Annotated in this window: 27 protein-coding genes; 10 read left to right on the plus strand and 17 right to left on the minus strand. The window is 70.1% G+C overall.

What is annotated here, in order from left to right; genetic code table 11:
* Positions 1-236: 236 nt before the first annotated feature.
* Both J2S22_RS20345 and J2S22_RS20350 read right to left on the minus strand, forming a co-directional pair.
* Positions 237-1,265 (minus strand): TRAP transporter substrate-binding protein, encoded by a 1,029-nt coding sequence (locus tag J2S22_RS20345; protein ID WP_272777018.1) that lies wholly within the window; start codon positions 1,263-1,265, stop codon positions 237-239.
* A 581-nt stretch (positions 1,266-1,846) separates the two neighbouring features.
* Positions 1,847-2,152 carry a hypothetical protein gene (locus J2S22_RS20350; RefSeq protein WP_272777017.1) on the minus strand — a complete coding sequence of 102 codons (306 nt, stop codon included), beginning with the start codon at positions 2,150-2,152 and terminating at the stop codon, positions 1,847-1,849.
* Positions 2,153-2,510: 358 nt separating this feature from the next.
* On the opposite strand from J2S22_RS20350, the gene J2S22_RS20355 reads away from it, so the two are divergent.
* The 5 genes from J2S22_RS20355 (at position 2,511) to J2S22_RS20375 (ending at position 7,662) form a co-directional block, all read left to right on the plus strand.
* A complete protein-coding gene (locus J2S22_RS20355) occupies positions 2,511-3,455 on the plus strand; it encodes a dihydroorotate dehydrogenase electron transfer subunit (protein ID WP_272777016.1) in 945 nt (314 codons plus the stop codon).
* On the plus strand, positions 3,449-4,435 hold the full coding sequence (locus J2S22_RS20360) for a dihydroorotate dehydrogenase (RefSeq protein ID WP_272777015.1): 987 nt from the start codon (positions 3,449-3,451) through the stop codon (positions 4,433-4,435). The genes J2S22_RS20355 and J2S22_RS20360 overlap by 7 nt, the downstream gene beginning before the upstream one ends.
* Positions 4,436-4,631: 196 nt before the next feature.
* Entirely contained in the window at positions 4,632-5,915 is a 1,284-nt protein-coding gene (locus tag J2S22_RS20365; protein WP_272777014.1) for a Zn-dependent hydrolase, read from the plus strand.
* Between the two features lie 226 nt (positions 5,916-6,141).
* On the plus strand, positions 6,142-6,927 hold the full coding sequence (locus tag J2S22_RS20370; protein WP_370878226.1) for an orotate phosphoribosyltransferase: 786 nt from the start codon (positions 6,142-6,144) through the stop codon (positions 6,925-6,927).
* Positions 6,928-6,969: 42 nt separating this feature from the next.
* Positions 6,970-7,662 carry an HAD hydrolase-like protein gene (locus tag J2S22_RS20375; protein ID WP_272777012.1) on the plus strand — a complete coding sequence of 231 codons (693 nt, stop codon included), beginning with the start codon at positions 6,970-6,972 and terminating at the stop codon, positions 7,660-7,662.
* Positions 7,663-7,676: 14 nt separating this feature from the next.
* Here the strand turns inward: J2S22_RS20375 and J2S22_RS20380 are convergent, their stop codons facing one another.
* Positions 7,677-8,378 (minus strand): hypothetical protein, encoded by a 702-nt coding sequence (locus J2S22_RS20380; RefSeq protein ID WP_272777011.1) that lies wholly within the window; start codon positions 8,376-8,378, stop codon positions 7,677-7,679.
* A 353-nt stretch (positions 8,379-8,731) separates the two neighbouring features.
* Between J2S22_RS20380 and J2S22_RS20385 the strand changes: the two genes are divergently transcribed.
* Positions 8,732-9,247 (plus strand): Spy/CpxP family protein refolding chaperone, encoded by a 516-nt coding sequence (locus J2S22_RS20385; protein WP_272777010.1) that lies wholly within the window; start codon positions 8,732-8,734, stop codon positions 9,245-9,247.
* 55 nt (positions 9,248-9,302) lie between these two features.
* Here J2S22_RS20385 and J2S22_RS20390 read toward each other — a convergent pair whose 3' ends face one another.
* The 7 genes from J2S22_RS20390 to J2S22_RS20420 form a co-directional block, all read right to left on the minus strand.
* Positions 9,303-9,587, minus strand: a complete 285-nt coding sequence (locus J2S22_RS20390; RefSeq protein ID WP_272777009.1) for an HlyU family transcriptional regulator — start codon at positions 9,585-9,587, stop codon at positions 9,303-9,305.
* 93 nt (positions 9,588-9,680) lie between these two features.
* Complete coding sequence (locus tag J2S22_RS20395; protein WP_272777008.1) at positions 9,681-9,926, minus strand: hypothetical protein; 246 nt, start codon at positions 9,924-9,926, stop codon at positions 9,681-9,683.
* Between the two features lie 193 nt (positions 9,927-10,119).
* Positions 10,120-11,166: a histidine kinase dimerization/phosphoacceptor domain -containing protein gene (locus tag J2S22_RS20400; RefSeq protein WP_272777006.1), complete on the minus strand. Its 1,047-nt coding sequence runs from the start codon at positions 11,164-11,166 to the stop codon at positions 10,120-10,122.
* Positions 11,167-11,168: 2 nt separating this feature from the next.
* Entirely contained in the window at positions 11,169-11,582 is a 414-nt protein-coding gene (locus J2S22_RS20405) for a response regulator (protein ID WP_272777044.1), read from the minus strand.
* Positions 11,583-11,611: 29 nt separating this feature from the next.
* Positions 11,612-13,117 (minus strand): sensor histidine kinase, encoded by a 1,506-nt coding sequence (locus J2S22_RS20410; RefSeq protein WP_272777005.1) that lies wholly within the window; start codon positions 13,115-13,117, stop codon positions 11,612-11,614.
* Between the two features lie 331 nt (positions 13,118-13,448).
* A complete protein-coding gene (locus J2S22_RS20415) occupies positions 13,449-14,279 on the minus strand; it encodes a lytic murein transglycosylase (protein ID WP_272777004.1) in 831 nt (276 codons plus the stop codon).
* A 118-nt stretch (positions 14,280-14,397) separates the two neighbouring features.
* Positions 14,398-14,997: a Uma2 family endonuclease gene (locus J2S22_RS20420; RefSeq protein ID WP_272777003.1), complete on the minus strand. Its 600-nt coding sequence runs from the start codon at positions 14,995-14,997 to the stop codon at positions 14,398-14,400.
* A gap of 207 nt (positions 14,998-15,204) precedes the next feature.
* Between J2S22_RS20420 and J2S22_RS20425 the strand changes: the two genes are divergently transcribed.
* Positions 15,205-15,498: a DUF1330 domain-containing protein gene (locus J2S22_RS20425; RefSeq protein WP_272777002.1), complete on the plus strand. Its 294-nt coding sequence runs from the start codon at positions 15,205-15,207 to the stop codon at positions 15,496-15,498.
* 180 nt (positions 15,499-15,678) lie between these two features.
* Here the strand turns inward: J2S22_RS20425 and J2S22_RS20430 are convergent, their stop codons facing one another.
* The 4 genes from J2S22_RS20430 to dnaG all read right to left on the minus strand — a co-directional run bounded on the left by J2S22_RS20430 (position 15,679) and on the right by dnaG (position 21,919).
* A complete protein-coding gene (locus J2S22_RS20430) occupies positions 15,679-17,085 on the minus strand; it encodes a DUF817 family protein (protein WP_307155866.1) in 1,407 nt (468 codons plus the stop codon).
* 43 nt (positions 17,086-17,128) lie between these two features.
* Entirely contained in the window at positions 17,129-17,281 is a 153-nt protein-coding gene (locus J2S22_RS20435; RefSeq protein ID WP_272777001.1) for a DUF1902 domain-containing protein, read from the minus strand.
* 151 nt (positions 17,282-17,432) lie between these two features.
* On the minus strand, positions 17,433-19,553 hold the full coding sequence (gene rpoD, locus J2S22_RS20440) for an RNA polymerase sigma factor RpoD (protein WP_370878227.1): 2,121 nt from the start codon (positions 19,551-19,553) through the stop codon (positions 17,433-17,435).
* Positions 19,554-19,915: 362 nt separating this feature from the next.
* Positions 19,916-21,919, minus strand: coding sequence for a DNA primase (gene dnaG / locus J2S22_RS20445; protein ID WP_272776999.1), 2,004 nt, complete (start codon positions 21,917-21,919; stop codon positions 19,916-19,918).
* A gap of 387 nt (positions 21,920-22,306) precedes the next feature.
* On the opposite strand from dnaG, the gene J2S22_RS30935 reads away from it, so the two are divergent.
* Complete coding sequence (locus tag J2S22_RS30935; RefSeq protein WP_370878228.1) at positions 22,307-22,543, plus strand: BrnT family toxin; 237 nt, start codon at positions 22,307-22,309, stop codon at positions 22,541-22,543.
* On the plus strand, positions 22,509-22,805 hold the full coding sequence (locus tag J2S22_RS20455) for a BrnA antitoxin family protein (RefSeq protein WP_272776997.1): 297 nt from the start codon (positions 22,509-22,511) through the stop codon (positions 22,803-22,805). Before J2S22_RS30935 ends, J2S22_RS20455 begins: the two co-directional genes overlap by 35 nt.
* A gap of 112 nt (positions 22,806-22,917) precedes the next feature.
* On the opposite strand, the gene J2S22_RS20460 is transcribed toward J2S22_RS20455, so the two are convergent.
* The 3 genes from J2S22_RS20460 to J2S22_RS20470 form a co-directional block, all read right to left on the minus strand.
* Positions 22,918-23,235, minus strand: coding sequence for a hypothetical protein (locus J2S22_RS20460; RefSeq protein WP_272776996.1), 318 nt, complete (start codon positions 23,233-23,235; stop codon positions 22,918-22,920).
* On the minus strand, positions 23,232-23,789 hold the full coding sequence (gene hemG / locus J2S22_RS20465) for a menaquinone-dependent protoporphyrinogen IX dehydrogenase (RefSeq protein ID WP_272776995.1): 558 nt from the start codon (positions 23,787-23,789) through the stop codon (positions 23,232-23,234). Before hemG ends, J2S22_RS20460 begins: the two co-directional genes overlap by 4 nt.
* Before the next feature lie 226 nt (positions 23,790-24,015).
* Entirely contained in the window at positions 24,016-24,468 is a 453-nt protein-coding gene (locus J2S22_RS20470; protein ID WP_272776994.1) for a GatB/YqeY domain-containing protein, read from the minus strand.
* 167 nt (positions 24,469-24,635) lie between these two features.
* On the opposite strand from J2S22_RS20470, the gene carA reads away from it, so the two are divergent.
* Positions 24,636-25,820 (plus strand): glutamine-hydrolyzing carbamoyl-phosphate synthase small subunit, encoded by a 1,185-nt coding sequence (gene carA, locus J2S22_RS20475; RefSeq protein WP_272776993.1) that lies wholly within the window; start codon positions 24,636-24,638, stop codon positions 25,818-25,820.
* Positions 25,821-26,510: the final 690 nt, after the last annotated feature.

A 26,510-nucleotide genomic window follows, 5' to 3' on the forward strand; every position in this document is an offset into this window, starting at 1 on the left:
TCTTTACCATCTCTGCCGGGTAGACATGTCGGCTCGCTGTCGGAACGGTCGTGACGCGCCCGCCTCCGGGCCGGGCGCGTCACCGGAACGGCTTTCGGTCGCGACGAAGCGGACCCGATCGCGGCTCGTCCCCGCGAAGGCGGGGACCCGGGGCCACAGGTCGTGGCACCCCGGGTCCCGTTCCCGCGGGAACGGGCGGAGTGTGGGCCGACCTCGGTGCAGACCGCTCTCGTCCGTCAACCGCCGAGCTTCTTCATCTCCGCCTTGTAGAGGTCGATCGCCTTCTGGCCTTCCGCGCCGGCGCGCGCGATGAAGGCGGCTTCCGACTTCGGCACCATCGCCGACTGCCAGGCCTTGCGGTCGGCCTCGCTCAGGTCGCCGATCTCGGTCTTGCCCGCGTTCTTGATGATGTCCAGTGCGGCGATCTTCGCATCGGCCTTCATCTTCTCGACCTCGGGGCGGACCTCGACGAAGGTGTCGGTGATGATCTTGCGGTGTCCCTCCGGCAGCGACTTCCACCACGTCGGATTGAACAGCACGAAGTCTTCCATCGCGCCGTGATCCGACACCACGAGATACTTCTGAACCTCGTGGAACTTCATGGTGGAGATCGTGTCGAGCGGGTTCTCCTCGCCGTCCACGACGCCGGTCTGCAGGGCCGTGTAGAGCTCGCCGAACGGGATCGCGATGGCGCTCGCGCCGACCGCGCCGAACTGCTCGATCAGGATGCGCGAGTCCATCACCCGGAACTTCTGCCCCTTGAAAGCCGGCAGGGAGTTGATCGGCTTGTTCGAGGTCAGGCTCTTGCGGCCGTTCGGCCAGAGCGCGATGGCGACGAACCCGCGGCTGGAGAAGGTGTCGAGCACATACCGGCCGAACGGGCCGGTGCGCAGCGCATTCGCCTTGGCGACATCGTTGGGCAGCAGGAACGGAATGTCGAACACCGACACCACCGGATTGAACCCGCCCAGGAAGGCGGCCGGCATGACCGTGCATTCGATCGAGCCGAACTGCGTTCCTTCGACCATCTGGCGCGCATTGCCCAGTTGGGAGGCCGGGAACAGCTTGAACTCGACCTCGCCGTTGGTGCGCACCTTGACGAGCTCGGCCACCTTCTCCAGCCCGCGATGGCGCGGCTGGGTCGGGGCTTCGAGATGCGCGATCTTGGCCGTGTACTTGGCCGACTGGGCAGACGCCTTGGAGGCGGACGCAGCGACGACGAGCGCGCCGCTCGTGATTTTCAGAAACTCGCGCCGTGAAGCCATGGGGCTCTCTCTTTTATGGGTGATACGGGCTGTTACAGGTGAGACGGGGCTGTATCAAAATTTAGACTATGGCCGAAATGCTGTCAAACCGGGTCGATCTTCGTCAGGTCGCGGATCTGAACTGCACAGAACGGACCTGAACCTCTGGTGGCGGCCGTCGATCGTCCTGCCCCCGTGCGGGAGGGGTCGTGGTCGGCGCACCGGCCGCGCAGCACGCGTTCGCGGTGGCGATCGCGGCCCGTCGGTGCTCGACGTGGCCGACATCGTCGCGACCGCGCTGGCGATCCGCCGAACGCGAGGTCGCTCCGCTGACGTGAGGGCGGCCCAGGCTCTCCGGCTCGTCAGGCCCGCCGACTCGCCATGCCCGCCCTCGTGCCGCGCATCCACGACCCGGCTCCGCGGCGCGCAAGACGTGGACGGCCGGCGACGAGCCCGGCCATGACCTCGGAACCGGCCGGGGCGGCAAGTCCCGAACCACGAGCCCAAACCAAAAAGTGCCCGCGAGGGCACTCTTTTCTGTTGAACTCGGGGAGGTCGCGGGTCGGGCGCGGCCGGCCGCAGCCGGCGCGCCACCGAACCGGTCAGCCGAGATCGGCCGCTGCGATCGCGTTGAGCGTGGCGAGCTGGTCGGCCGGCGCCGCGCCCAGCGAGGCGGTCGCCTTCTCGGTGATCTCGATCAGGTGGTCGAACGCCTGGTCGGCGACGTCGCCGGTCAGCGGGTGCTCCTCGTAAGAGTCGATGAAGCGGCCGACCAGCAGCGCGAGGATCTGATAGAGCGCCACGTGCTCGCGGTCGGAGCCGGCGAGGTTGAGCACCCTCTGCTGGAAATCCTTGTAGGTCCGAAGGCCGTTGTGCTGGGCCTTCAGCCAGGTGAGCAGTTCGTCCAAGAGCGTTCCCTCCCTCGAATGCAGCGATCAGGCGCCGGCGGCGCCCACGGAGAAGAAACTACCGTTGATACCACAACAAGAGGAGAAAAAAAGAGATTTGATCGCGCCGAGCGGCGGGCCCGGGGACCGCCTGGAGCAGGAACCATGTCATCGGCGATTCATGACAGCGTTGTTTTACCGTCGTAAATTCATGCCTCTCCAGCCGGCGGATTGACAAACGGTCGCGCGCCTGCGACAGTCTCAGAAATTAGACGGTCGGCCAGCCCTCGGCGACGGTGAGCTCCACCGGCCAGCGGCGGCCGAAACGATTCGAATGGCTCCGGCCGGTGCCGGAGGCCGGCCGATCAGAAAGGGCGCCATGGGCCAGACGATCAGCTTCCAGCCGGTCCGCCACGGCGCCGCCGCGCAAGCGGGCGGCGCGCCCGCAGCCGGCCCGCAGGGGCCCGGCCCGGGCCCGGCCCAGCAGTCCGCCGCCATGCCGCACGCCCCCTCCCTGCCGGCGGCCCCGCATGTCGCCGACGTGCTCGGCGTCGTCGTCTCGCATGTCTGGCTGAACGACGAGTACCGCCACCTGGTGCTGGAGGCACCGGAGCCCGCGCCGCTGGCGCAGGCCGGCCAGTTCTTCAATCTCGAATGCCCGCACACCGCCGAGGACAAGCCGTTCCTGCGCCGGCCCATGAGCCTCTACCGGGCGGACCCCGCCTATGGCCGCGTCGAGTTCCTCTACAAGGTGACGGGCGTCGGGACCCGCGCGCTCGCGTCGATCAAGGTCGGCCGCACCATGCGACTGCTCGGTCCGCTCGGCGTCGGCTTCTCGATTCCGGAGACCGCGAAGGACATCGTGGTGCTGGGCCGCGGCGTCGGGCTGGCGACGCTGGCCCCGCTCGCCGAGATGGCGGCGGCGCGCGGCATCGGCGTCACCGCCATCCTGTCGGCGCGCAGCGCCGCGATGGTGATGTCGGTCGAGCGCTTCGCCGCGATCGGTGCCCGCATCCGCGTGGTGCTCGACACCGACGGATCGAGCGATCCGGTGAACGTCGAGATGCTGCTGCGCGACGCGGCGGCCGGCGGCCGTGCCGACGCCTTCTACACCTGCGGCTCCAACCGGCTCATGCTGCTGATGCAGCGCATCGGCCGCGAGCTCGCCATCCCGGGCGAGGTGGCGCTCGAGCAGCAGATGGCCTGCGGACTCGGCATGTGCTTCTGCTGCGTGCGCAACTTCTCGGTCGACGGCGCCGTCGAGGCGCGCCGCGTGTGCACCGAGGGGCCGGTCTTCCCGCTCGACGAGGCGATGCCATGGTAGACGCCGCCACGCTGCACGGTGCGGGCCCGGGCCCCGCTCTCACGATCGACCAGACCGTGCGCATCGGCCGCCTGACGCTGAGGAACGCCGTGATGCCGGCGTCCGGCACCTTCGCCGAGACCCTCGCCGGGATCGTGCCGTTCGAGCAGCTCGGCGCGCTGGTCACCAAGACGGTGACGCCGCAGCTGCGCGGCGGCAACCCGACGCCGCGCGTCTGCGAGGTCGGCCAGGGCATGCTCAACGCGATCGGCATCCCGAGCAAGGGCCTCGACCATTTCGTCGCCGAGACGCTGCCGCTCTATCGCGGCGTTCCGACCCCGCTGGTGGCGAGCGTGTCGGCGCTGTCGGCCGACGCCTTCGCCGACGCGGTGAGACGGCTCGACGTGCCCGGCGTCGCCGCCATCGAGGCGAACATCTCGTGCCCGAACATCGAGGAGGACGGCAAGGCCTTCGCGATGGACCCGCGCCCGACCGCGCTGGTCGTCGAGAAGATGCGGCGCGCCACCAGCCTGCCGCTGTGGGTGAAGCTGTCCCCCAACACCGGCGACGTGGCGAGCGTCGCGCGCGCCGCCGAGGCGGCGGGCGCCGACGCGCTGGTGGTCGCCAACACGATCCTGGCGATGTCGATCGACATCGAGACGTTCCGGCCGCGGCTCGGCAACGTGATGGGCGGGCTGTCCGGCCCCGCCGTCAAGCCGATCGTGGTGCGGATGGTCTACCAGTGCGCCCGCGCCGTCGACATCCCGGTGATCGGCTGCGGCGGCATCGCCACGGCGGCCGACGCGGTCGAGTACATGCTGGCCGGCGCCGCCGCCGTGCAGGTCGGCACCGCCACCTTCGTGCGCCCGACCGCCATGCTCACGGTGATCGACGGACTCGTCGACTACTGCCGCCGGAAGGGCTTCGCCCGCGTCGCCGATCTCACCGGTGCGATCCACGACGCGGATCTCACGGTCGACACCCACGAGGCCGCCTCGTGATCACGACCGCCCCGACACACGTCGCGACAGCGGTGGTCGCGCTCCATCCTCTCCGCCGTCATGGCCGGGCTCGTCCCGGCCATCCGCGCCTTTTCGCGACCTCCGGTCGCGCCGTGGATGCCCGCGACGAGCGCGGGCATGACGAGTCTGAGAATGCCGCGACTACACGCCTGACGCCATTGCACGAGACCGTCCCATGAGTGACGCCGCCGTGGTCCGCCTTCCCGAACCGCTCCGCCTGCGCGAGATCGCGCAAGACCTCTTCGACGCCCTTCGCGAGAAGACGTTCGACGGCACCGGCATCACGCGCGAGTGCTACGGCGAGGGCGAGAACGCCGCGATGGAGATCTATCGCGAGACCGCCGAACGCCACGGCCTCAAGGTCCGATTCGACGCCGCCCAGAACATGATCGTGTCGCTGCCCGGCGACGACGGGACGAAGCCGGCGCTCCTGCTCGCCTCGCATGCCGACTCGGTGCCGCAGGGCGGCAATTTCGACGGCGGCGCCGGCGTGGTCGCGGCGCTGCTCACGCTGATCCGCATCGCCGCCGAGGGCGAGCGGCCGCCCTGCCCGGTGCGCGCCATGGTGCTGCGCGGCGAGGAGAGCGCCTTCTACGGCCGCGCCAATATCGGCTCGCGGCTCCTGTTCGGCACGCTCGATCCGAAGGACATGGAGGCGAAGCGCCGCGGCACCGGCCATACGCTGCGCGAGACCCTGAAGGCCGCGGGCATCGACGTCGAGGCCGCCGCGGCCGGCCGCCGCATGATCGACGCCGCGACCGTGAAGGCCTATCTCGAGCTGCACATCGAGCAGGGCCCGGTGATGATCGCGCGCAAGTTCCCGACCGCGGTCGTCACCGGCATCCGCGGCAATCTGCGCCACCGCTCGATCATGTGCCGCGGCGAGGCCGGCCATTCCGGCACGGTGCCGCGCTGGCTGCGCCGCGACGCGGTGTTCGCCGTCGCCGATCTTCTGATGCGACTGGACGAGCACTGGATGCGGCTCCTGGAGCGCGGCCTCGATCTCGTCGTCACGGCCGGCGTCATCGGCACCGATCCGAACGAGCACGCGATCAGCCGCATCCCGGGCGAGGTCGCCTTCTCGTTCGAGGTGCGCAGCCAGAGCTTCGAGACGCTGGAGGCCTTCTACGAGCTGTTCCGCTCGGAGTGCCGCGCCGTCTCCGACCTGCGGCACGTGAAGTTCGAGTTCGACGACCGGGTCTACGCCGAGCCGGCCCGCATGGACGAGGGCCTGGTGCGCAAGCTCCTCGCCGCCTCCGAGCGCCTCGGCCTGCCGACCGAGACGCTCGCCTCGGGCGCCGGCCACGACGCCGCGGTGTTCTCGAACGCCGGCATCCCGTCGGCCATGATCTTCGTGCGCAACGCCAACGGCTCGCACAACCCGGCCGAGGCGATGGACATCGACGACTTCATGCAGGGCGTCGCGCTGATGCACGCCTTCGCGGTCGAGGGGCCGTGAGCCGGCGGCGCCGACCGATGGTTGCACCGACCGCCGCGGAGCCGCTCCGCGGGCCGCGGCGGTCGGCGGTATCGATTGGAGAATCTGGGGAAACCGAAATTCCCCCGAGGGCCGAGTCGCTTGACCGGCCGGACGCATGAGGCGATAAGAGCCGAGTCGCGCTCATGCTCGAGACGGAACTCGACGCCGGCAGCTTCGGCTGCCCGGCGGTTTTCGCGCGCGGCTCATGACGGTGCCAGAGACGGAGGACCCCGTGAGCACGTTTTCCCCCCCGACCGAGAAACGCGTGATCGCCCACCAGACGGCCAAGATGCTGCTGGAGATCAAGGCGATCCAGTTCAATGCGGCGCAGCCCTTCGTGTTCACGTCGGGGTGGGCGAGCCCGGTCTATGTCGACTGCCGCAAGATCATCTCGTATCCGCGGCTGCGCTCGGCCCTGATGGATTTCGCCGCGTCGACGATCCTCACCGAGGTCGGCTACGAGTCGATCGACAACATCGCGGGCGGCGAGACCGCCGGCATCCCGTTCGCCGCCTGGATCGCCGACAAGCTGATGCTGCCGATGCAGTACATCCGCAAGAAGGCGAAGGGCTTCGGCCGCAACGCCCAGATCGAGGGCGAGGTGGTGCCGGGCTCCCGCACCCTGCTGGTCGAGGATCTCGCCACCGACGGGCGCAGCAAGGTCAACTTCTGCAACGCGCTGCGCAAGGCCGGCGCGACGGTCGACCACTGCTTCGTGCTCTTCTACTACGACATCTTCCCGATGGTGTCGGGCAACATGCGCGACCTCGGGGTCGAGCTGCACCACCTCGCCACCTGGCGCGACGTGCTCGAGGTGGCGACCGCCAGCGGCCATTTCGACGCCGGCGTGCTGCGCGAGGTGAAGGCCTTCCTGGAGTCGCCGTCCGAGTGGTCGGCGGCGCACGGCGGCATCTCCAACTTCGACAGCGACCCGGAGAACGTTGGCACCGGCGCCGGCGGGCCGAAGTCCGGCGCCAGCGCAGCCGCCTGATCCGATGCCCCGGACCGTCGTGAGCAACGCAGGCGGGCGCGCGTGACCGCCTCCCCCCGTGGTACCGTGCTGATGGACCTCGACGGGACCATCAGCGATCCGGCCGGCGGCGTCTACGCCTCGTTCCGCCACGCGCTCGCGCAGGTCGGCCGGCCGTGGCCCGACGACCAGCCGCTCGCCTGGATCATCGGCCCGCCGCTGCGCGAAAGCTTCATGCTGCTGCTCGACGATCCCGAGAAGACGGCGCAGGCGCTGCAGCACTACCGCACCCACTACGCGGCCGGCGCCCTCTACGACAACCGGCTCTATCCCGGCATGGCGGAGACGATCGCGGCGCTCGCCGACGACGGCTTCCGCCTGTTCGTGGCGACCTCCAAGCTGGTGAGCTTCGCCGAGAAGATCGTCGCCCGGTTCGGCCTCGCGCCGCGCTTCGAGCGGGTCTACGGCTCGTCGCTCGACGGCCGCATCGACCAGAAGGGCGACATCATCGCCATGTGTCTCGGCACCGAGGACATCGATCCCGAGACCTGCATCATGGTCGGCGACCGCGAGCACGACGTGAACGGCGCCCGCGTCAACGGGCTCGACTGCATCGGGGTCACCTGGGGATTCGGCGGCACCGAGGAGCTGAGGGCGGCGCGGGCGCTCACCCTCTGCGAGCGCCCCACCGACCTGCCGGCGCTGATCCGCGCGGTCGTCGACGCCCGCACCCCGGCGGTGTCCTCCGAGGCGTGAGCCGCGGCGCCGGCTCAGCCCGGCGTCTGGTCGGGGAGCAGGTCGCGGCCGGCCGGCGACGCCGCGGCAAGCGGTGTCGCGACCGTGGCAGGCTTCAGCAGCGCCTCGAACCGCTCCGGCGGCAAGCCGCCGGCCAGCATCAGCCGCCGGTCGAGCGCCCGCATCACCAGCACGTCGAGCGGCATCGCCGGGCGTTTCGCGTCGCTGCCCGCCGCCAGCACCAGGGTCGCCACCCGGTCGGCGAAGCGCTCGCGCTCCTTCATGAAGGTCAGCATGTAGCTCCGGTAGCTCATGTCGGCGAGCTTGCGGCCGAGGATCTGGATGCCGCGGCGGCTGTGCTGGGTCGCCGGGGCGTAGACGGCCGGCTCGCAGGAGCAGGCGAACCGGGTCAGCAGCGCCATCAGGGACGCGGTGGTGACACCTTCGCGCACCGCCTTGAAGTTCACCTCGTCGAGCAACGCGAACGCCTCCGGCGACGACTCCAGCACGCCGCAGAAGGCCGGCCGCGCCGTGGTCTCCAGGAAGTCGAGGAACTGCTGGCGCTGGCCGCGGCGCAGCCGGTCGTCGAGGTCCCAGAAGGCGAGCCAGCGGTCGAGCGTCCGCACGGTGAGCACCGTGGCGGACTTCATCTCCGCCGAGAACGCCGCCTCCCCGCTCCGCCACGCGGCCATCGCCGCCCGTACCGAGAGGTCGTCGAAATACTGCTGATCCCGCATCACCGCACCTGTTTGTCACGCGGCCGTGCCGTCGGGCGTTCCCGTGCTTCCGATCCGGCGACCGGACATCGCGTCGAGGTCTTGGCTTGATGGACGAGCGCCGGCGAGACGCGTTGACTTCCGCGCTCTTCGACAACGCACGAAACGCATTCCGGGTCCGTGCCGATGGACATATCTGGTACGCCTGCGCACCGGGTCCGGTGCACGAGCCGTGGGCGCCGCCCGCTACCGCCGTCCGCCGCGCGCCACGAACTCACCCGTGCCGCGGGGCCGATCGACCTGCCGTGATTGACCCAGGTCAACGTCGCACGAGCCCACAGCGCGACACTTACAGAGTACGCAGGAGGTGTGTCATGACGACGAAGCTTTTCGTCGCAGCGGCCGTGAGCCTCGGCCTGCTCGGCCTGTCGGCGGCGCCGGCCCCGGCGCAGACGCCGGCCGGTCCGGAGCCGATCCGCGGCGCGCGCGGAATGGTTCTCTTGCCCGGCGTGATGACGGGACCGGGAACACTCGGCACCGGCGGCATGCGCCGCCTGTGCGATCCGCGCTCGGTCGGCCTCACCCAGTGGCGCGTGACCTGGATCGAGCGGGTGATCAAGCCGACGGAGGCGCAGCGCAAGCCCCTCGACGACCTCAAGGCGGCGTCGGCCAAGGCGGCGGAGCTGTTCGCCACCGCCTGCCCCAGGCGCGCCCCGCGCCTGCAGGCGGCGCCCGACCAGCTCGCCATGATGGAGAAACGGCTCGACATCGCCATTCAGGCGGTACGTCTGCTGCGACCGGCCTTCGACGCCTTCTACGGCGCGCTCGACACCGGCCAGAGAGCCAGGATCGACGAGCTCGGACCGAAGCGCAGCGGCTGGCTCTGGTGAGGCGGCGACGGCCGGCGCGGCTGCCCAGCCGCCCGGCCGTGGCGACCGCCACGGCTCACTCGAACATCCGGTCGCCCTGGAGGTCGACGATCTGGCGCGCCTTGGAGAGCGAGAAGCTCGTCGCGTCGTCGAGCGAGGCGTGACTGTCGGCGCGGATGAAGCGGTGCTCCTTGCGGACCCCGTCCACCTCCTTCTCGATCACGCCGGCGGTCTGATACTGGCCGTTGTTCTGGAACGGCTCCGCGCGGATCACGTAGCCCTTGTACGCGACAGGCTCGCCGCGCGGCGGCGGCGCGGGCGCGGCCGTTCGGCCGCCGAACAGGGATTTCAGGAACGACATCGAGCTCACCGGGAACGACACACCGGTGCCGAGCTTAGCCCCGAACGGCGCCGCGGCAAACCGGGTGCCGCCGGTCCCGCTCGGCCGCCGCGCTCAGTGGGCGCGGCGGCTCGCCGCCTCGATGGCGATCTGCTCGGCCCGCCCGGTCGGGTTGCGCAGCGAGCCGTCCATGACCAGGATGACGGCGAGCCAGGCGGTGGCGAAGTTCGTGAAGAACAGCGCCAGGAAGGTGATCAGGCTGGCCGTGACCGAGACGTACATCTCGATGTAGTAGCTGATGCCGGCGGCGATGGTGGCGCCGACCAGGACGAACACGACGTACAGGATGAGCGCCTTCATGGACGGCCTCCGCGGACGGTCGAGGACGAGCGTTCCGTGACACGGAACGGCGACGCCGGGATCCGCCGAACGGCGGCGGCGTCTGAGAGCCCGAACTTACACGGACCTTACACTGGTCTCAACGGCAATCGGCAGCGCCGCACCGCTGCGGCGCACGCACGCGTGCCGCACTGCAGCACGCGCGCCGAACGGCTCACACCTCGAACTCGAGGCTGACGCAGCACCCGGAGCGCGGCCCGGCCGGAGCCGGATAGGCGACCTCGGAGCCGAGCCCGCGGGCCATCGCCGCGACGATGCGGCTGCCCATGCCGGTACCCTTCGTCGGCCCCTCGCCACGCCAGCCGATGCCGTCGTCCTCGACCCGCAGCGCCACCCGGCCGTCGCCGGACCGCTCGAACCGCACCCGGATCTCGCCGCCCCGGTCCGCCGGATAGGCGTATTTGAACGCGTTGGTGACGAGCTCGGTGACGACGACACCGATCGACACCGCCTTGTCGGTCGGCACCCGCACCGGCGCCGCCGACAGCGAGAGGGTCGCGGCGTGGCCGGAGGCCTTCATGGTGGCCTCGAGATCGCCGAGCAGGGCGCCGAGATACTCCGAGATCTCGACCGAGCGGACGTCGCCGGAGTCGTAGAGGCGGCGGTGCACGCCGGCGATCGCCATGATGCGGGCCTGCACCTCGCGCAGCGCCGTCTGTGCCGCCGGGTCGGCGATCTCCTTGGCCTGCATGTGGACGAGCGCCGCGACCAGCGCGAGGCTGTTGGCGACCCGGTGGTTGACCTCGTGGAGCAGCACCTCGGCGTGCTCCTTGGCCTCGCGCATCTCGCGCTCGGCGCGATCGCGCGCGGCGGCGAGCCGCGCCTTCTCCAGCGCCTGGTCGATGGCGCTCTCCAGCAGCGTCAGGAACTCCTCGCCGACGCTCTTCGACACGTAGTCGGCGGCGCCGGCCTTGAGGGCCGCGACCGCGACGGCCGCCTCGCCCGAGGCCGTGACGTAGACGACCGGCGGCGGCGCCGGGGTGTCCTTCAGGGCGGCGAGCACGTCGAGCCCGGTGCCGGTCGGCAGGAAGTGGTCGAGCACGATCACGTCGATGCCGCCGCGCGCGAGGCGGGCGAAGCCCTCCTCGGCCGTCGTCACCCGCTCGACCACGTAGCCGCGCCGGCCGAGCGCCTTCTGGACGAGCCGCGCCAGTCCGGAATCGTCGTCGACATGCAGGACCGTGACGGACGAGTTCGGCATGGTCAGTCGGTTTCCGGAACCTGCATCACGGCGAAGAACAGGCCGAGCTGCCGGATCGCGTTGGCGAAGCCTTCGTAGTTGACCGGCTTGGTGATGTAGACATTGGCGCCGAGGTCGTAGCAGCGCTGGATCTCGCGGGCGTCGTCCGTGGTGGTGAGGACGACGACGGGCGAGCGCCGGGTGTGCTGGTTCGACTTCAGCTTCTCCAGGATGTCGATGCCGGTCATGTCCGGCAGGTTGAGGTCGAGCAGGATGAGGAGCTGCCGCCGTGCGCTCACCTCGCCGGAGCCGTCCTCGCCGAGCAGATAGGCGAGCGCCTCGGTGCCGTTGGTGAACGGCAGGATCTCGTTGTTCACGCCGGCGCGGCGGATGTTCTTCTCGATCAGGCGGGCGTGCCCCTCGTCGTCCTCGATCATCACGATCCGGACCGGCCTCGCATTCTGGTTCACGTCGGTTCACTCCCGGCGGTGCGGGCGACCTGGCGCAGGTCGCGCGGCAGATTGAGTCTCATGGTGGTGCCGCGTCCGACCTCGGACGCGAGCGTGACGTCGCCGCCCAGGTTGCGCACCATGGCGCGGACGTGAGCGAGGCCGATGCCCTCGCCCGGCTGGTCCTGGGCCCCGGAGCGGCGGAACAGGTCGAACACGCGCTCGTGGTCCTGCGGGGCGATGCCGCGGCCGTTGTCCTCGACCTCGACCAGGATGCGCTGGCCCGGCTCCGGCCTGGCCCGGATCGCGATGCGGATCGGGCGGTCGGGGCTGCGGTACTTCACGGCGTTGTCGAGGAGATTTCCGAACACCTGCTCGAGCGCCAGCCGGTCCGACACGACGGACGGCAGGTCGGGGGCGAGCGTCACCTCGCCGCCCGCCTCCACGACCTGATGCTGGATGCTCTCGGCCGCCGCCGACAGCAGCGCGCCGAGCTCGACGCGCTCCGGCCGCAGGGTGCGCCGCCCTTCGCGCGAGAGCTTGAGGATGGCGTTGATCAGGCCGTCCATCTTGCGGGTGGAGGAGCGGATGAAGCCGATCGCCTCCGGCGCGTCCTCGACGGCGGCGAGCCGGGCCTCCCCGGCGAGCGGATCGTCGGCCGGCACGCCGGCCTTCTCGAACCAGGCCCGGATCGCGCCGAGGCTCGCCTCCAGCTCGCTGGTGAACCCCATGATGTTGACGAGCGGCGCCCGCAGGTCGTGGGTGACGATGTAGGCGAAGCGCTGGATCTCGTCGTTGGCGCGGCCGAGGTCCGCCGTGCGCTCGGCGACGCGCTGCTCCAGGCCGGCGTTGAGGGCCCGCACCTCCTCCTGGGCGGCGACGAGCTGGCGGGTGTAGACGGTCGCCATCCAGGCGGCGGCGGCGACCACGCCGACGATGACCAGGGCACCGAGAAGCGTCACCCAGATGAGCCACGAGATGGTGCCGTACTGGTGCCTCACCGCGTCGCCGATGCGGTCCTCGGCGCCGCGGATCAGCCGGTCGAAGATGCCGCGCGCCTCCTCCATCAGGGCGCGGCCGCGATCGCTGCGCACGATCGCCACCGCGTCGTCGCGGCGTCCGGCCCGCACGAGGTCGATGGTGTCCTGCATCTCGGCGATCTTGGCGTCGATGATCTCGGCGATGCGGGCGACCGGAGCGGCCAGCGACGGATCGCCGGAAAGACGTTCCCGCACGAGCTCGAGCTGGGCGGCGAGCTGGCGCCGCGCCTGCTCGTAGGGCGCCAGATAGGCGTCCTCTGCGGTCAGCAGGAACCCGCGCTGTCCCGTCTCGGTATCCTGGAGCAGGCTCCTCAGGTCGACCAGCGCGGCGCGCTGCAGTCGGACCGCGACCGACAGATCCGAATAGGTGCGCGCCTCGCTCACCAGCCACAACGTCGTGCCGACGATCGCGAGCAGCGCCGCGAGCCCGACCAGGAAGGCTGCGACGGTCGAGCGGATGAGGGCGAATTTCGATATCGGCATTCAGGACTTCGGCAGCGACTTGGGGCGACGACCTCGTCGCGGCGATCGGCTTTCATATAGGCGCTCGCATCCGCGGCGCGAAGAGCTGAGCGCGCCCTGATCGAGCCGGGCGAGCCGAATCGCCGCGAGGTCCGGACCTCGCACTATCGTCGTACCGCCATCAGGAGAGCGGACGTTCGGCGGGCCGGCGATCGAGGCCCGGGCGACGCCGGATCGCAGCGGCACGAGGCGCGTGTCCGACCACCCGGACGGCGGCGAGCGGCGCCCCGGCCGACGGTCCGCGAAGCCGCCGGCCCGGCGGAGGACGGGCGACGTCGCCCTGTCGGCGGCCTCACTCGGTCAGCCGCTCGGCGAACAGCACCATGGTCTTGCGGTAGATGACCGACCGGTTCCACTCGCGCATCACCTCGAAGTTCCGGGTGCCCTCGCCGAACGGGGCGCCGGGCTGCCAGCCGTTGACCTTGAGGAGATTGGCCGTGGAGGCCAGCACGTCCGGGATGCTGTGGCGCAGGTCGACATGGCCGTTGCCGTCGTAGTCGACGCCGTACTTGATGTAGGAGGACGGCAGGAACTGGGTCTGGCCGAGCTCGCCCGCATAGGCGCCGATCAGGTCGCGCAGCGGCAGGTCGCCGCGCTGGAGGATCATCAGGGCGGCGATCAGCTCGCCCTGGAACAGCTCGGTGCGGCGGCAGTCGTGCGCCAGCGTCGCGATGGTGCGGATCACCGGGAGCTTGCCCATGTCGCCGGTGCCATTGTCGCTCTCCAGCGTCCAGATCGCCATCAGGAGCTCCTTCGGCACGCCGAACTGGCGCTCGACCCGGCCGAGCAGCGCCGCGTGCTTCTGCAGCAGCGTGCGGGCACGCTTGATGCGGGCCGGCACGATGCGGGTCGCGGCGTACTCCTCGAAGCTCTTCTTGAACGTGTAGCGCTGGCGCCGGTCGAAGTTCAGCACGGCGGGATCGGAGGTCACGCCGGCGAAGGCCTGGTCGACCACGGCGCGCGACACGCCGGCGGCCTGCGCCTCGCGCCCGATGGCGGCCAGGAACGTGCCGAAGTCGCCGCCGCACTGGGCCGCGGAGGCCGGCGCCGCGGCGAACGGCGCCGCGAGAGCGAGCAGGCAGGCGAGCGCCACGCGGCGCGCCGAACAGGTTCCAAGAGCCATTCCGATCCCCGAGTCGCGACCATCCATCGGGCGGAGTCATGGCACGCGGGTAAGGCGGGGAAAAGGCGGCGGAATCGTGCCGAAACACCGCTGTCGGACCGGCGCCCCCGCCGGCCGGTCAGCGAAGCTCGAGCTCCGAGAGCACCACGGCAAGCGCATCCGCGACCAGCGGGGCGACGCGACGATCGGGGCCGAGCGCCGCGACGGTGGCGTAGCCGTCGGGCGACGGCTCCCGGTGGACATGCGTCACCAGCCGCACCGCGTCGATCACCCACAGCTCGGCGATGCCGAACCCCGCATAGAGCGCCGCCTTGCGCCCGAGATCGTAGCCGAGGCTGGAATCGGCGATCTCGACGACCAGCTTCGCCGTGCCGGCCCCGAGCCCCCTGATGCCGCTCGCCCTGGGATAGAAGACGAAATCCGGCTCCAGATAGGTGTCGACGGTCAGCCGGAAGGTCGTCTCGGTCACCATCATCAGGTCGTCCGGCAGCCGCCGCGCCCAGTGCACGGTCAGCGCCGCCTTCAGCATCTCGTGCTGGTTGCCCTTGGCGGACATCGGCACGATCTCCCCGCCGATCAGCTCGATGCGCTCGTCCTCGGCGATGATGCCCTTGGCCGTCATCTCCTCGATCTCGGCGACGGTGAATCGCCGCCGTGGCAGACCCTCGGCGGCGTTGGTGACGGGCGACAGACCGGGCGGACGAAAGGCCTCGTTCATGCGCGGCAGGATAGCACGGGCGGAACGGCGCACGAAGCCGGCGGCCGGCTCGCCGACTCCGGCGGGACCGGGGCCGCGGGGTGGCATCGCCGCCCTTGCATCCGGGTCGCGCCAGCCCCGCGCGGTACCCCGCTGCCCCGCGCCCCGCGCATGCTCTAGGGTGCCGGCCCCGGCGACGCCGCGTCGCCATTCCCGGACGGAGCCACCATGCCGAAGGGCTACTGGGTCACCACCTATCGCACCATCAACGATCCGGCCAAGGTCGCCGCCTATGCGGCGCTGGCCGGACCGGTGATGGCGGAGTTCGGCTGCCGCTATCTCTGCCGCGGCCCCGCCGCCGTCGCCCACGAGGCCGGCGTGAAGGAGCGCGTCGTGGTCGGCGAGTTCCCGAGCCTCGAAGCCGCCATCGCCTGCCACGACAGCCCCGGCTACCAGAAGGCCCTCGACGTCCTCGCCGACGGCGCCGTGCGCGACATGCGCTTCGTCGAAGGGGTGGAGTGAGGGGGCCGCTCGAACGGCCCCCGGCACGCGGGCCGAGGCAGAGCGGCTTCGCTCCGCGTCTCTCCTCGTGGTGAGGAGCGATCCGCAGGATCGCGTCTCGAACCATGCGGCCGAGGCGCACTGGTCCGCCACGTCCCCGTCATGGCCGCGCCCGGCGCGGCCATCCACGTCGTTCACGCCTCACGTCTTCGGCGTGTGGCTTCGGGGCGGGGAACGCGAACTGCGTAAGGCAGACAGCCCGTCCGATCCAGATCCGTGCCGCGACAGGACGGCGGTCCCCCCGCAGGCCGCCGCGAGTCCGACCCAGTACGCGGCGATATCCCGCCAGTCGAAGGTCCGGCCGAGAAGAAGGGCGCCGACCGTGCCGGCACGAAACCGGTCGAGCCAGTCGACGTGGAGGAGCTGACTGAACTCCACACCGGCGGCGAGAACGGCAGAGGCAACCGCGATGGTCCTCAGGCGCGCCAACGGCAGGATCGCCGCGACGACGAAGAACACCATCGAGCCCCACAGAATCGATCCACCATACTTGGCTACGACCGGCGGCAATCCGAGTTCGGGACTGCGCCATGTCAGACCGGCGAGGATGACGACGACAGCGGCCGTGGCGTAGGCCACCCGCAGCCGCCACGGCTCCGGTACCGAGCCCCGGCGGTCGTCGGCCGGCGGCGGCGCCACACGCCTCCCAGGCCGACGTTCAGCCCGGTCCTTCGGTGTCTTGATCACGGCGACGAGCGTGTAGCTGATGATCAGCAGCAGGAACCACGATCCGAACTTCCCGGCGCTCACCATGGACCAGCCGTCGCGCTGGTTCGGATACATCCAGGTCTTCGTGAAGGTGCCGATGTTCTCGGCGAGCCAGATGAAGGCGGTGACGAGCAGGAGCCCCAGAAGCAGCGGCATGGAGCGGCGCGACCGCCAGTTGACGAAGTAGACCCGGGTGCGCGCGAACAGTACGGCGGCGGCGGCAAACAGCAGCCAGCGCGCATCGACGACATAGTGATGCAGGAAGAAGTTGGCGTAGATCGCGACGCTCAAGGCGGCGAGCCAGGCCAGCCGCGGGTGGGCGTCGAACTCGAAATGGAAAAGCGTCCAGGCACGGCACAGATAGCTGCCGATGCAGGAATACATGAACCCCGAGAACAGCGGTACGCCGGCGATGCGGAAAAACGCCGCCTCGGGATATATCCACGAGCCGACCGACGTCTTGAAGATCTCCATCACGGTGCCGACCACGTGATAGGCGAAGACGACCTTCGCCTCCTCGACGGTCTCCAACCGGAGCACGAGCAGAAGCACCTGGATCGTGAGCGCCGCCAGGAACAGGAAGTCATAGCGGGACAAGGGCGCGCTGGCTGGATACGCGTAATGCGTGGCCAGCAGGAGAAAGACCATCAGTCCGCCGAACAGGCAGGCCCAGGCCTGCTTCATACCAAAGCGGACGAGCTCGTAGAGGACGGCCGTCGCCGGCCGCTTCGCCATCCTGTACGCGATCGCTCGTTCCGCACCGACGAAGCGGTGGAGCGCCGGCCAAGCCGCCGCGCCGCTCCTGCGCGTGGCCAGCTCCCGCGTACGATCGTCGTTCACGTTCCCACCACAAAGACCGCCGGACGCTTCCTGCAGCACGAGATCAGGCGTCGAGCGGCACTGCTACGGTTTCCGCCATCGGCGCGTCGAGCGTCGGCGCGTCGGCCGCCGCCGGGATCTCGTCGCCATGGCCGCTCCACACCGCGGCCTCGGCATGCCACACGGCCGCGATGGTGACGATCACGGGCTTCGACATGTTCGAATCCCCTCGCGTGGCTTGCCGATCGCCCTCGCGTCCGTCGCTCTCTCGCAGGGTGGGCAAGGCGAAGCGTGCCCACCGCATCAATGCTCCCGACCGCGTGGGCACGGCGCTGCGCGCCTTTGCCCACCCAACCTGAGCGACCCGCTCAGTTGTCCAGGAAGCTCCGCAGCTTGCGCGACCGCGACGGGTGCTTGAGCTTGCGCAGCGCCTTGGCCTCGATCTGGCGGATGCGCTCGCGGGTCACCGAGAACTGCTGGCCGACCTCTTCGAGCGTGTGGTCGGTGTTCATGCCGATGCCGAAGCGCATGCGCAGCACGCGCTCTTCGCGCGGCGTGAGCGAGGCCAGCACCCGCGTGGTCGTCTCGCGCAGATTGCTCTGGATCGCCGCGTCGATCGGCAGGATGGCGTTCTTGTCCTCGATGAAGTCGCCGAGATGCGAATCCTCCTCGTCGCCGATCGGCGTCTCGAGGCTGATCGGCTCCTTGGCGATCTTCAGGACCTTGCGCACCTTCTCCAGCGGCATGCCGAGCTTTTCGGCGAGCTCTTCGGGCGTCGGCTCGCGGCCGATCTCGTGCAGCATCTGGCGCGAGGTGCGGACGATCTTGTTGATCGTCTCGATCATGTGCACCGGGATGCGGATGGTGCGGGCCTGGTCGGCGATCGAGCGGGTGATCGCCTGCCGGATCCACCACGTCGCATAGGTCGAGAACTTGTAGCCGCGCCGGTACTCGAACTTGTCGACCGCCTTCATCAGGCCGATATTGCCCTCCTGGATCAGATCCAGGAACTGCAGGCCGCGGTTCGTGTACTTCTTGGCGATCGAGATCACGAGACGCAGGTTCGCCTCCACCATCTCCTTCTTGGCCTGGCGGGCCTCGCGCTCGCCCTTCTGCACCATCTGGACGATGCGGCGGAACTCGAGGATCTCGAGCCCGGTCTCGGCGGCGAGGTTCTGGATGTCGCCGCGCATCTCCTTGATGCGGTCCTTCTCCTTGGCGACGAAGTTCTTCCAGCCGCGGGCGGAGAGCTTGGAGACGCGGTTGAGCCAGCGCGGATCGAGCTCGGAGCCCTGGTAGTTGCGCAGGAAGTCCTCGCGCTGCACGCCGTGGCTCTCGGCGAGCCGCATCAGCCGGCCCTCGTAGCCGACCAGGCGCTTGTTGATGTCGTAGAGCTGCTCGACGAGCGAATCGATGCGGGCCTGGTTGAGGCGCAGCGACTTCACCTCGGCGATCAGCTCCTCCTTGAGCTTCTTGTACTTGCGCTCCTGGGCCGGCGACAGCGACTCGTTCTTGAGCTTGGACTCGACGTTCTGGTCCTGCAGGCGGCGCAGCTTCTTGTAGGTGTCGGCGACGATGTCGAAGGTCTCGAGCACCTTGGGCTTCAGCTCGGCCTCGATGGCGGCGAGCGACATGGAGCCTTCCATGTCGTCCTCGTCCATCTCGCCGTCCGGCATCGGGCCTTCGCCGCCCTCCTCCTCGTCGGCGCCGCGCTGCGGCGCCCGGGCGGGCTTGGCCGCGACCGGCTTGGCGGCCGGCGCCACGGGCGGCGCCTCGACGGCCTCCTCGGCCTCGCCCTCGGCGTCCGCCTCCGGCTCCGGGCCGTTGGCGGCGGCGGCCGCGCCGCCCTTCGCATCGGGCCCCGCATAGGTCGCTTCGAGGTCGATGATGTCGCGCAGGAACACCTTGCCGGCGTTCAGCTCGTCGCGCCAGATGATGATCGCCTGGAAGGTCAGCGGGCTCTCGCACAGGCCGGCGATCATCGCCTCCCGGCCGGCCTCGATGCGCTTGGCGATGGCGATCTCGCCCTCGCGCGAGAGGAGCTCCACCGAACCCATCTCGCGCAGATACATGCGGACGGGGTCGTCGGTGCGCTCGCCGGGCTCGGCGCGCTCGGTCTTGGCCGGGGTCGAGCGGGTGACCTCGACCAGCTCGCCGTCGCTGTCGTCGTCGTCCTCGTGCGCCTCCTCGGCCGCCTCCTCCTCGCCGTGCTCCTCCTGCTCGACGACATTGATGCCCATCTCGTTGAGCATCGCGAAGATGTCCTCGATCTGGTCGGAGGTCACCTCCTCGGAGGGGAGGACGGCGTTGATCTGGTCGTGGGTGACGTAGCCGCGCTTCTTGGCGAGCTTGATCATCTTGCGGACGGCGGCGTCCGAAAGGTCGAGCAGCGGCAGCGGCGTATCCGGCGTGTCGGGGGTCTGGCCTTCGGTCGTCTCGTCCTTCTTGTCCTTCACGACCTTGTCCTTGCCGGCCGCTTTCGTCCTGATGGTCGCCATGAGTTCTCCTGAAGCCGCGCTCTCGCCCAGACCGCCTCGTGTACCCGCCGTCACGTCACCGACGGCCACATCGACGCCTGGCGACCGCTCGTCGCCGCCGTGCCCGGGGCCGTCCGCCCCGGTGCGGCGTCACCGCACCTCACCTGCTCGATCCGATCGAACCTTCGCACCGAAACCTTGCAAGAACAGAAACCTTGCAAGACGAGAAACTTGCAGGATCCCAAGCCTTACACGTCCCGCGCCCGGCCTGCCGGCCGCACCGGTTCGCAAAAACGTTCTCTCCGCGTCGCCCCGCCTGCCGCGTCGCCCCGCCTGCCACGGACCGGCGGGCGTGCCCGCGGCCGCAATCCCCTCTAGAGCCCCCGCGTCGGCCGGCCGGACAGGGCCCCGAAGCCCTCGATCGAGGCCTCGGTCCCCTCGATCGCGGCGAGGCGGCCCTGAACATCCCGCAACCACGCATAATTGCGCTCGCTGGGCTCGTCACCCAGCGCGCGCTCGGCCTCTTTGAGTTCCTTATTTAGCGTCCGGTTCTTATGATGCAAGGTGAGAACGTGACGCCACCAGGGCCGGACGTCCTCCGGGGCGGCGCCGAGCCGGGCCGGCCAGTCCGACACATGGGTGAGAGCGGCCTCGATGCGCTCCACCAGCCCGCCGAGGTCGCGGGCGAGCACCGCGGCGCGCACCGCCGCCGCCTCGCTCGCCTCCTCGCCCGCGGCATGGACGTCGGCATGGACCTCCTCGCGGGCCGCCATCACGTCGAGGATCGCCCGGCGCAGCCGGTCGGCGTCGGGATGGACGAGGTCGAGGGCGGCGAACTCCTCCGCATGGCCGTCCAGCAACCAGGGATGGTTGAGCACCGAGAGCACGATCAGGGCCTCGCGCGGCGGCAGCACGGCGCGGGCGCCGCGCACCAGCGGGCTGGTCGACATGCGCGGACTCAGCACCATCGGGGCGGGCTCCGGCCCGCCCGGCCGGCGGCCGGCTCCGCCGCGGGAGAAGCCCCGGCCGCGGCCGCCCCCCTTGAAGTCCGCCCTGAAGCCGCCGCCCGAGGCCCGGGCCGGGTAGCGGCCCGCCCCGCCGGCCGTCTCCGGCGACAGCAGCCCGCGCAGCCGGGCGCCGAGATCGGCCCGGTAGTATTTCCGCACCGACTCGTTGGCGATCCCGCCCAGCATGGCGTCCAGCCGCGCCTCCAGGCCGGCCCGCCGCTCCGGCGTGTCGAACCGGCCGGCCTCGGTCTCGCGCATCCACAGGATGTCGGCGAGCGGCCGGGCGGCGGCCAGCACGTCGGCCATCGCGCCCTTGCCGCTCGCCCGGATCAGGTCGTCGGGGTCGTGCCCCTGCGGCAGGGTGGCGAAATACAGGCTCTTGCCCGGCTGCAGCAGCGGCAGGGCGAGATCGACGGCCCGGTAGGCGGCGCGGCGGCCGGCGGAGTCGCCGTCGAAGCACAGCACCGGCTCGTCGGCGATCTTCCACATCAGGGCGAGCTGGTCGGCGGTGAGCGAGGTGCCGAGCGGCGCCACCGTGCCGGGAAAGCCGGCCGTCACCATGGCGATGACGTCGACATAGCCCTCGACCGCGATCAGCGGCGCGCCGGCGTGGGCGGCGGCCCGCGCGGTCGCCCCGTTGTACAGGAGCCCGCCCTTGTGGAAGAGCGAGGTCTCGGGCGAGTTCAGGTATTTTGCGGAGACGTCCTTGTCGAGCGCCCGGCCCCCGAAGGCGACCACCCGGCCGCGCAGGTCGCCGATCGGGAACATCACCCGGTCGCGGAAGCGGTCGTACGGTACCGGGATGTCGTCGCCGGCGACCAGCAGCCCGGCCTCGACCATGTCCTCCACCGACACGCCCTCGCGGCCCAGGTGCTCCTTGAGGGCGAAGCGGTCGGGCGGGGCGTAGCCGATGCGGAACTTCTGCTGGGTCCCCGGATCGAGGCCGCGGTCGGCCAGGTAGCCGCGGGCGCGGGCGCCGGCCCGGCTCTGCAGCGCCGCCTCGAAATACTTCGCCGCCATCTCGACCACGTCGAGCAGGGTGCGGCTGTGGCGCGCCTGCTGGGCCGCCTCCGGCGTCGAGCGCGGCAGCGTCAGGCCGGCCGCCCCGGCGAGCCGCTCGACCGCCTCGGGGAACGAGAGCCCCTCGGTGGCCATCACGAAGTCGAAGATGTTGCCGTTCTTGCCGGACGAGAAGTCGAACCACATCCCCTTCGAATCGTTGACGAAAAACGAGGGGGTCCGCTCCTTGTTGAAGGGCGAGAGGCCCTTCCATTCGCGCCCCGCCTTCTTCAGCTTGACGCGCCGCGACACCACCTCCGAGACCGGAAGGCGGGCGCGCAGATCGTCGAGGAACTCGGGCGGAAACCGCATGGTGATTCGGGACCCTAGGCCGGCCGTGCCGCCAATATAAGGCGCCGCGCCGGGCGGCGACTCGGCCAGGGTTGCGAAGCCGGGTTGTCCCGGGTTTCCACAGGGGCGCGACCCGCGACGGGCGATGTGGCGAACGGCGCGTACCGCCCGCGCCTTGATGTTTCGTCATACGTCCGTATATACACGACAGAGGTCACGCTCACGGCCGGAATCTCGGCACAACCTGCATGGCGGATCCACACGGCACGGTCGCATCGTCGTCCCGGAGATGGATCGCCATGACGGACGACGACCTGCAGCATCTTTTCACGGGGATTCAGCTTCACGGGGATTCAGCGTTTCGGCTGGGACCCGAACAAGCGCGAGACCAACCTGCGGACCCACAGGATCGACTTCGAGGACGCGCGCGCCGTCTTCGACGGAGAGGTCTTCATACGGCGATCGGACCGTCATGGCGAAACCAGATACCAGGTCTTCGGATGGATCGACGGCAGGGAGGTCGCGGTCGCCTGCACGCTCCGCGGCGACCTCTGCTGGATCATCTCGGCCCGACGCGCCCGCCGGGACGAGCGACGACGGTTCCACGATCGTGTCCTGGGACGCTCCGCGAACCGGGAAGACTGACTGGACGGCGGTCGATGCCCTCACCGACGAGGAGATCACCGAGGCGGTCCGGGCCGATCCCGACGCGGTGCCGGTGGACGTCGACTGGTCGCAGGCCGTGCTGGTCGTGCCGCCGAAGAAGACCGCGATCTCGATCCGCCTCGACGACGACGTGCTCGCCTTCTTCAAGGCCGAGGGGCCCGGCTATCAGCGCCGGATCAACGCGGTGCTGCGGTCCTACATGGCGCAGGCACGGAAGAAGCGAACAGCGAATGGCGAGTAGGACCCCTTCGTAGCCCGGATGGTGCGCCAGCGACATCCGGGCTCGGCGCAGCCGCAAGCTCGACGCTCGACGTCCCGGCTGTCGCTTCCGCTCCAGCCGGGCTACCCGAGGATCATCCCCGCGGCAGCGGCACCAGGCGCTCGCGGCCGCTGTCGTCGTAGTAGGCCTCCGGCGAGGCCGGGCTGCAGTCCTCGAGATCGTACTCGTCGAAGACGTGCTCCGGCACCGCGTAGGGCGGGCCTTCGTACCAGGTCGGGTCGTGGTCGAGGTCGAGCCGGATCGCGACGATGGTGCGGGTGCCCACGTCGGTGCAGCGCCAGCGCCCGCTGGCGGTGAGGAACTCGCAGCCGATCGTGAACTGCGACAGCGTCATGCCGATCCGGACGCTGTCGCTGCGCACCGGATCGATCGTGTCTGCCGAACCCATCATCGTCCCCCTTGCTCGTTCCGGCCGGCGTCGACCAGCGCGGCGATGTCGTTGGCGAAGGCGTCGACCCGGTCCCAGGGGGTGTATTCGACCACGGTCGTCGGGTCGGTCGGACCGCCCGTGATCAGCATGATGAAGCGGATGATGTGGCGGTCGAAGAAGCCGTAGCGCGGATAGTCGAGCCGTCCGGCGAAGGCGGCGGCGAGCGCCGGCTTCAGGCCGTTCTTGGCGATCAGCTTGCGCAGATAGGCGTTGCCTTCGGCCGTGTCCTTGCCGGGCTTCCGCGCCGTGAGGTTGACCGAGGCGAGGACCAGCGGCGGCGGCGCCGCCAGCCCCTTGAAGGTCTCGACGAAGCGCAGCCCCTCGGCGAGGTGCTTGCCGTAGCGGATCGACATGATGGCGACCACCAGCGGCGCCCGCGCGAGATCGGCCGCCGACGGCTGGGCGGTGGCGAGATCGATCGGGGTCGCCGTGATGCCGCGGGCGGCGAGGCGACCCGCCACATGGGTCGCGATCTTGCGGGACTGGCCGTCGCGGGACGCGTAAAAAATCTGCATGGAACAGCTCGAACAATCGTCGGCCGCCGCCGCGGCGGAACAGCCGCGGCCCCGGAACACCCTCCGCCTCGCCTCCGGCCGAGCGCGGCGGGGCGGATCATCCTCGTGCCGAGGCGGGTGACTTAGCCCGCGCCGGCCGGCTTGTGGAGCACGACCTTGTGCGTACCCCCGACCGGGCGGTCCGCGATCGTGCGTCCGGAGCGCGCCCTCGGGGGGCGGACGCGCCCTACTTCAGAAGTCCCTTCACGAGGCCGCTCGCCTTGCCCATGTCGAGCTGGCCGGCATGGCGCTCGCGCAGCACCGCGATCACCTTGCCCATGTCCTTCATGCCGGACGCGCCGGTCTCGGCGATCACCGCCTTGACGGCCGCCTCGGTCTCCTCCGGGGAGAGCTGCTTCGGCAGATAGGCGGAGATGACCTCGATCTCCTCGCGCTCCTGCGCGGCGAGCTCGGGCCGCCCGCCCTTCTCGTAGAGGTCGACCGACTCCTGGCGCTGCTTCACCATCTTCTGCAGGAGCGCCAGCACGTCCTCGTCGGTCAGGGCCGCCTTGCCCTGGCCCCGCGCCTCGATGTCGGCGTTCTTGAGCGCCGCGTTGACCAGCCGCAGCGTCGAGACCCGGCGCGAGTCGTGCGCCTTCATGGCCTCCTTCAACGCAGCGTTGATGTCGTCACGCAGCATCGTGCACCCTTTCCTGCGCCCCCGAACCTTGCTTCGGCGCCTTTTATACGCAAATAAGGCGGGACGGCCAGAGCGCGGCCCGCCCGTCGCCCGGAGAATTCGGGCTCGGTTACCGCAATCCCCCGCCGCCCCCCGATCCCGATCGAGACGCCTTGGACCGAGACGCCATGTCGAACGACACCTCCGCCTGGGCGGACCCCAAGCCCACCGCCCTGCTCGTCCTCGCGGACGGCACCGTGATCGAGGGGTTCGGCCTCGGTGCCGCCGGGCACGCGGTCGGCGAGGTGTGCTTCAACACGGCGATGACCGGCTACGAGGAGATCCTCACCGACCCCTCCTATGCGGGCCAGATCATCACCTTCACGTTCCCCCACATCGGCAATGTCGGGACCAACGAGGAGGACATCGAGACCGTCAACATGGCCGCCACCCCGGGCGCCTGCGGCGTGATCCTCCACTCGGCCGTGACCCGGCCGTCGAACTACCGGGCGACCCGCCACCTCGACGCCTGGCTGAAGGCCCGCGGCATCGTCGGCCTCGGCGGCATCGACACGCGGGCGCTGACCAGCCTGATCCGCACCAGGGGCATGCCGAACGCCGTGATCGCCCACGCGCCGGACGGCCGCTTCGACCTCGACGCCCTGAAGACGGAGGCGGCGGAGTGGCCCGGCCTCGTCGGCATGGACCTGGTGCCGCGGGTGACATCCGGCCAGCGATTCTCCTGGGACGAGACCGAGTGGGTGTGGGGCCGGGGCTACGGCCGCATGGAGACCCCGGACCTGCACGTCGTCGCCATCGACTACGGCATCAAGCGCAACATCCTGCGGCTGCTGGCCGGTATCGGGGCCAAGGTGACGGTGGTGCCGGCCACCACCTCGGCCGAGGACATCCTCGAGCTGAAGCCGGACGGCGTCTTCCTCTCCAACGGCCCGGGCGACCCGGCCGCCACCGGCGCCTATGCCGTGCCGGTGATCCGGTCCGTGGTCGAGACCGGCGTGCCGACCTTCGGCATCTGCCTCGGTCACCAGATGCTCGGCATCGCGCTCGGCGGCACCACCCGGAAGATGCACCAGGGCCACCACGGGGCGAACCACCCGGTGAAGGACCTCGACACCGGCAAGGTCGAGATCACCTCGATGAACCACGGCTTCGCGGTCGACCGCGACAGCCTGCCCGGCAACGTCAAGGAGACCCACGTCTCCCTGTTCGACGGCTCGAACTGCGGCCTCGCCCTCACCGACCGGCCGGTGTTCTCGGTCCAGTACCACCCCGAGGCCTCGCCCGGCCCGCGCGACAGCCACTACCTGTTCCAGCGCTTCGCCGGCCTGATGCGCGATCGCAAGCAGGCCTGACACGGGGGTCGGAGGACCAAGACCCCGGTTCGCCGCAGGGCCATCCTCAGACCGTCCGCCCCGAGCCTCTCCTCCGTCGAGCTCCGCGAAGGCGAGGGCTTTGCAGAATTCGTCATTCCGGGGCGCACCAAAGGCGCGAACCCGGAATCCAGCGACGAACTCGGCATTCTGAGCTGGATTCCGGGTCCGGCGCTACGCGCCGTCCCGGAATGACCGACTACGCAAAGCCCTCGCGAAGGCGGAGCACCCAGTACGCCGCAGCCTCCCGACTGAAGCAACGGAGTCCGGTGGATCCTGGGGCGTCCGCCTGCGCCTGCGCGGACGACGACGATCGACAGGCTGTGCCGCCGGTTCCATCTTGGCGCCCACGCGGCCTGCCCCCCGGCACCAGGCGGACCCGGGCTGCCGTCCCATTGGTCGCGCCCGCTGGGCGTCCCGGCTGCTCTGCTTCGTTCATCCGGTGGCGAGCGACGAAGCCGGCCGGACCGCCGGGGCTTTCCTCCGCATCCGGTCCTTTTGAGCGAGTTTTCCCGCCTTCGACGCCTTCCGCATTGAAGGCCCGCTGTTTTCGGACGCCTGCGCGAATCCGGCTATGGCGGGCCTAGGACGGACGATTCGCATCTCCGTTTTGCAGGCACCCGACGCTTCCGAATTGAAAGCTCCCGGTTAAGCACCGCTTAAAGCGCCGCC

Origin of the sequence: Rhodoplanes tepidamans (assembly GCF_030813915.1) — a bacterium.
Classification (GTDB): domain Bacteria; phylum Pseudomonadota; class Alphaproteobacteria; order Rhizobiales; family Xanthobacteraceae; genus Rhodoplanes; species Rhodoplanes tepidamans.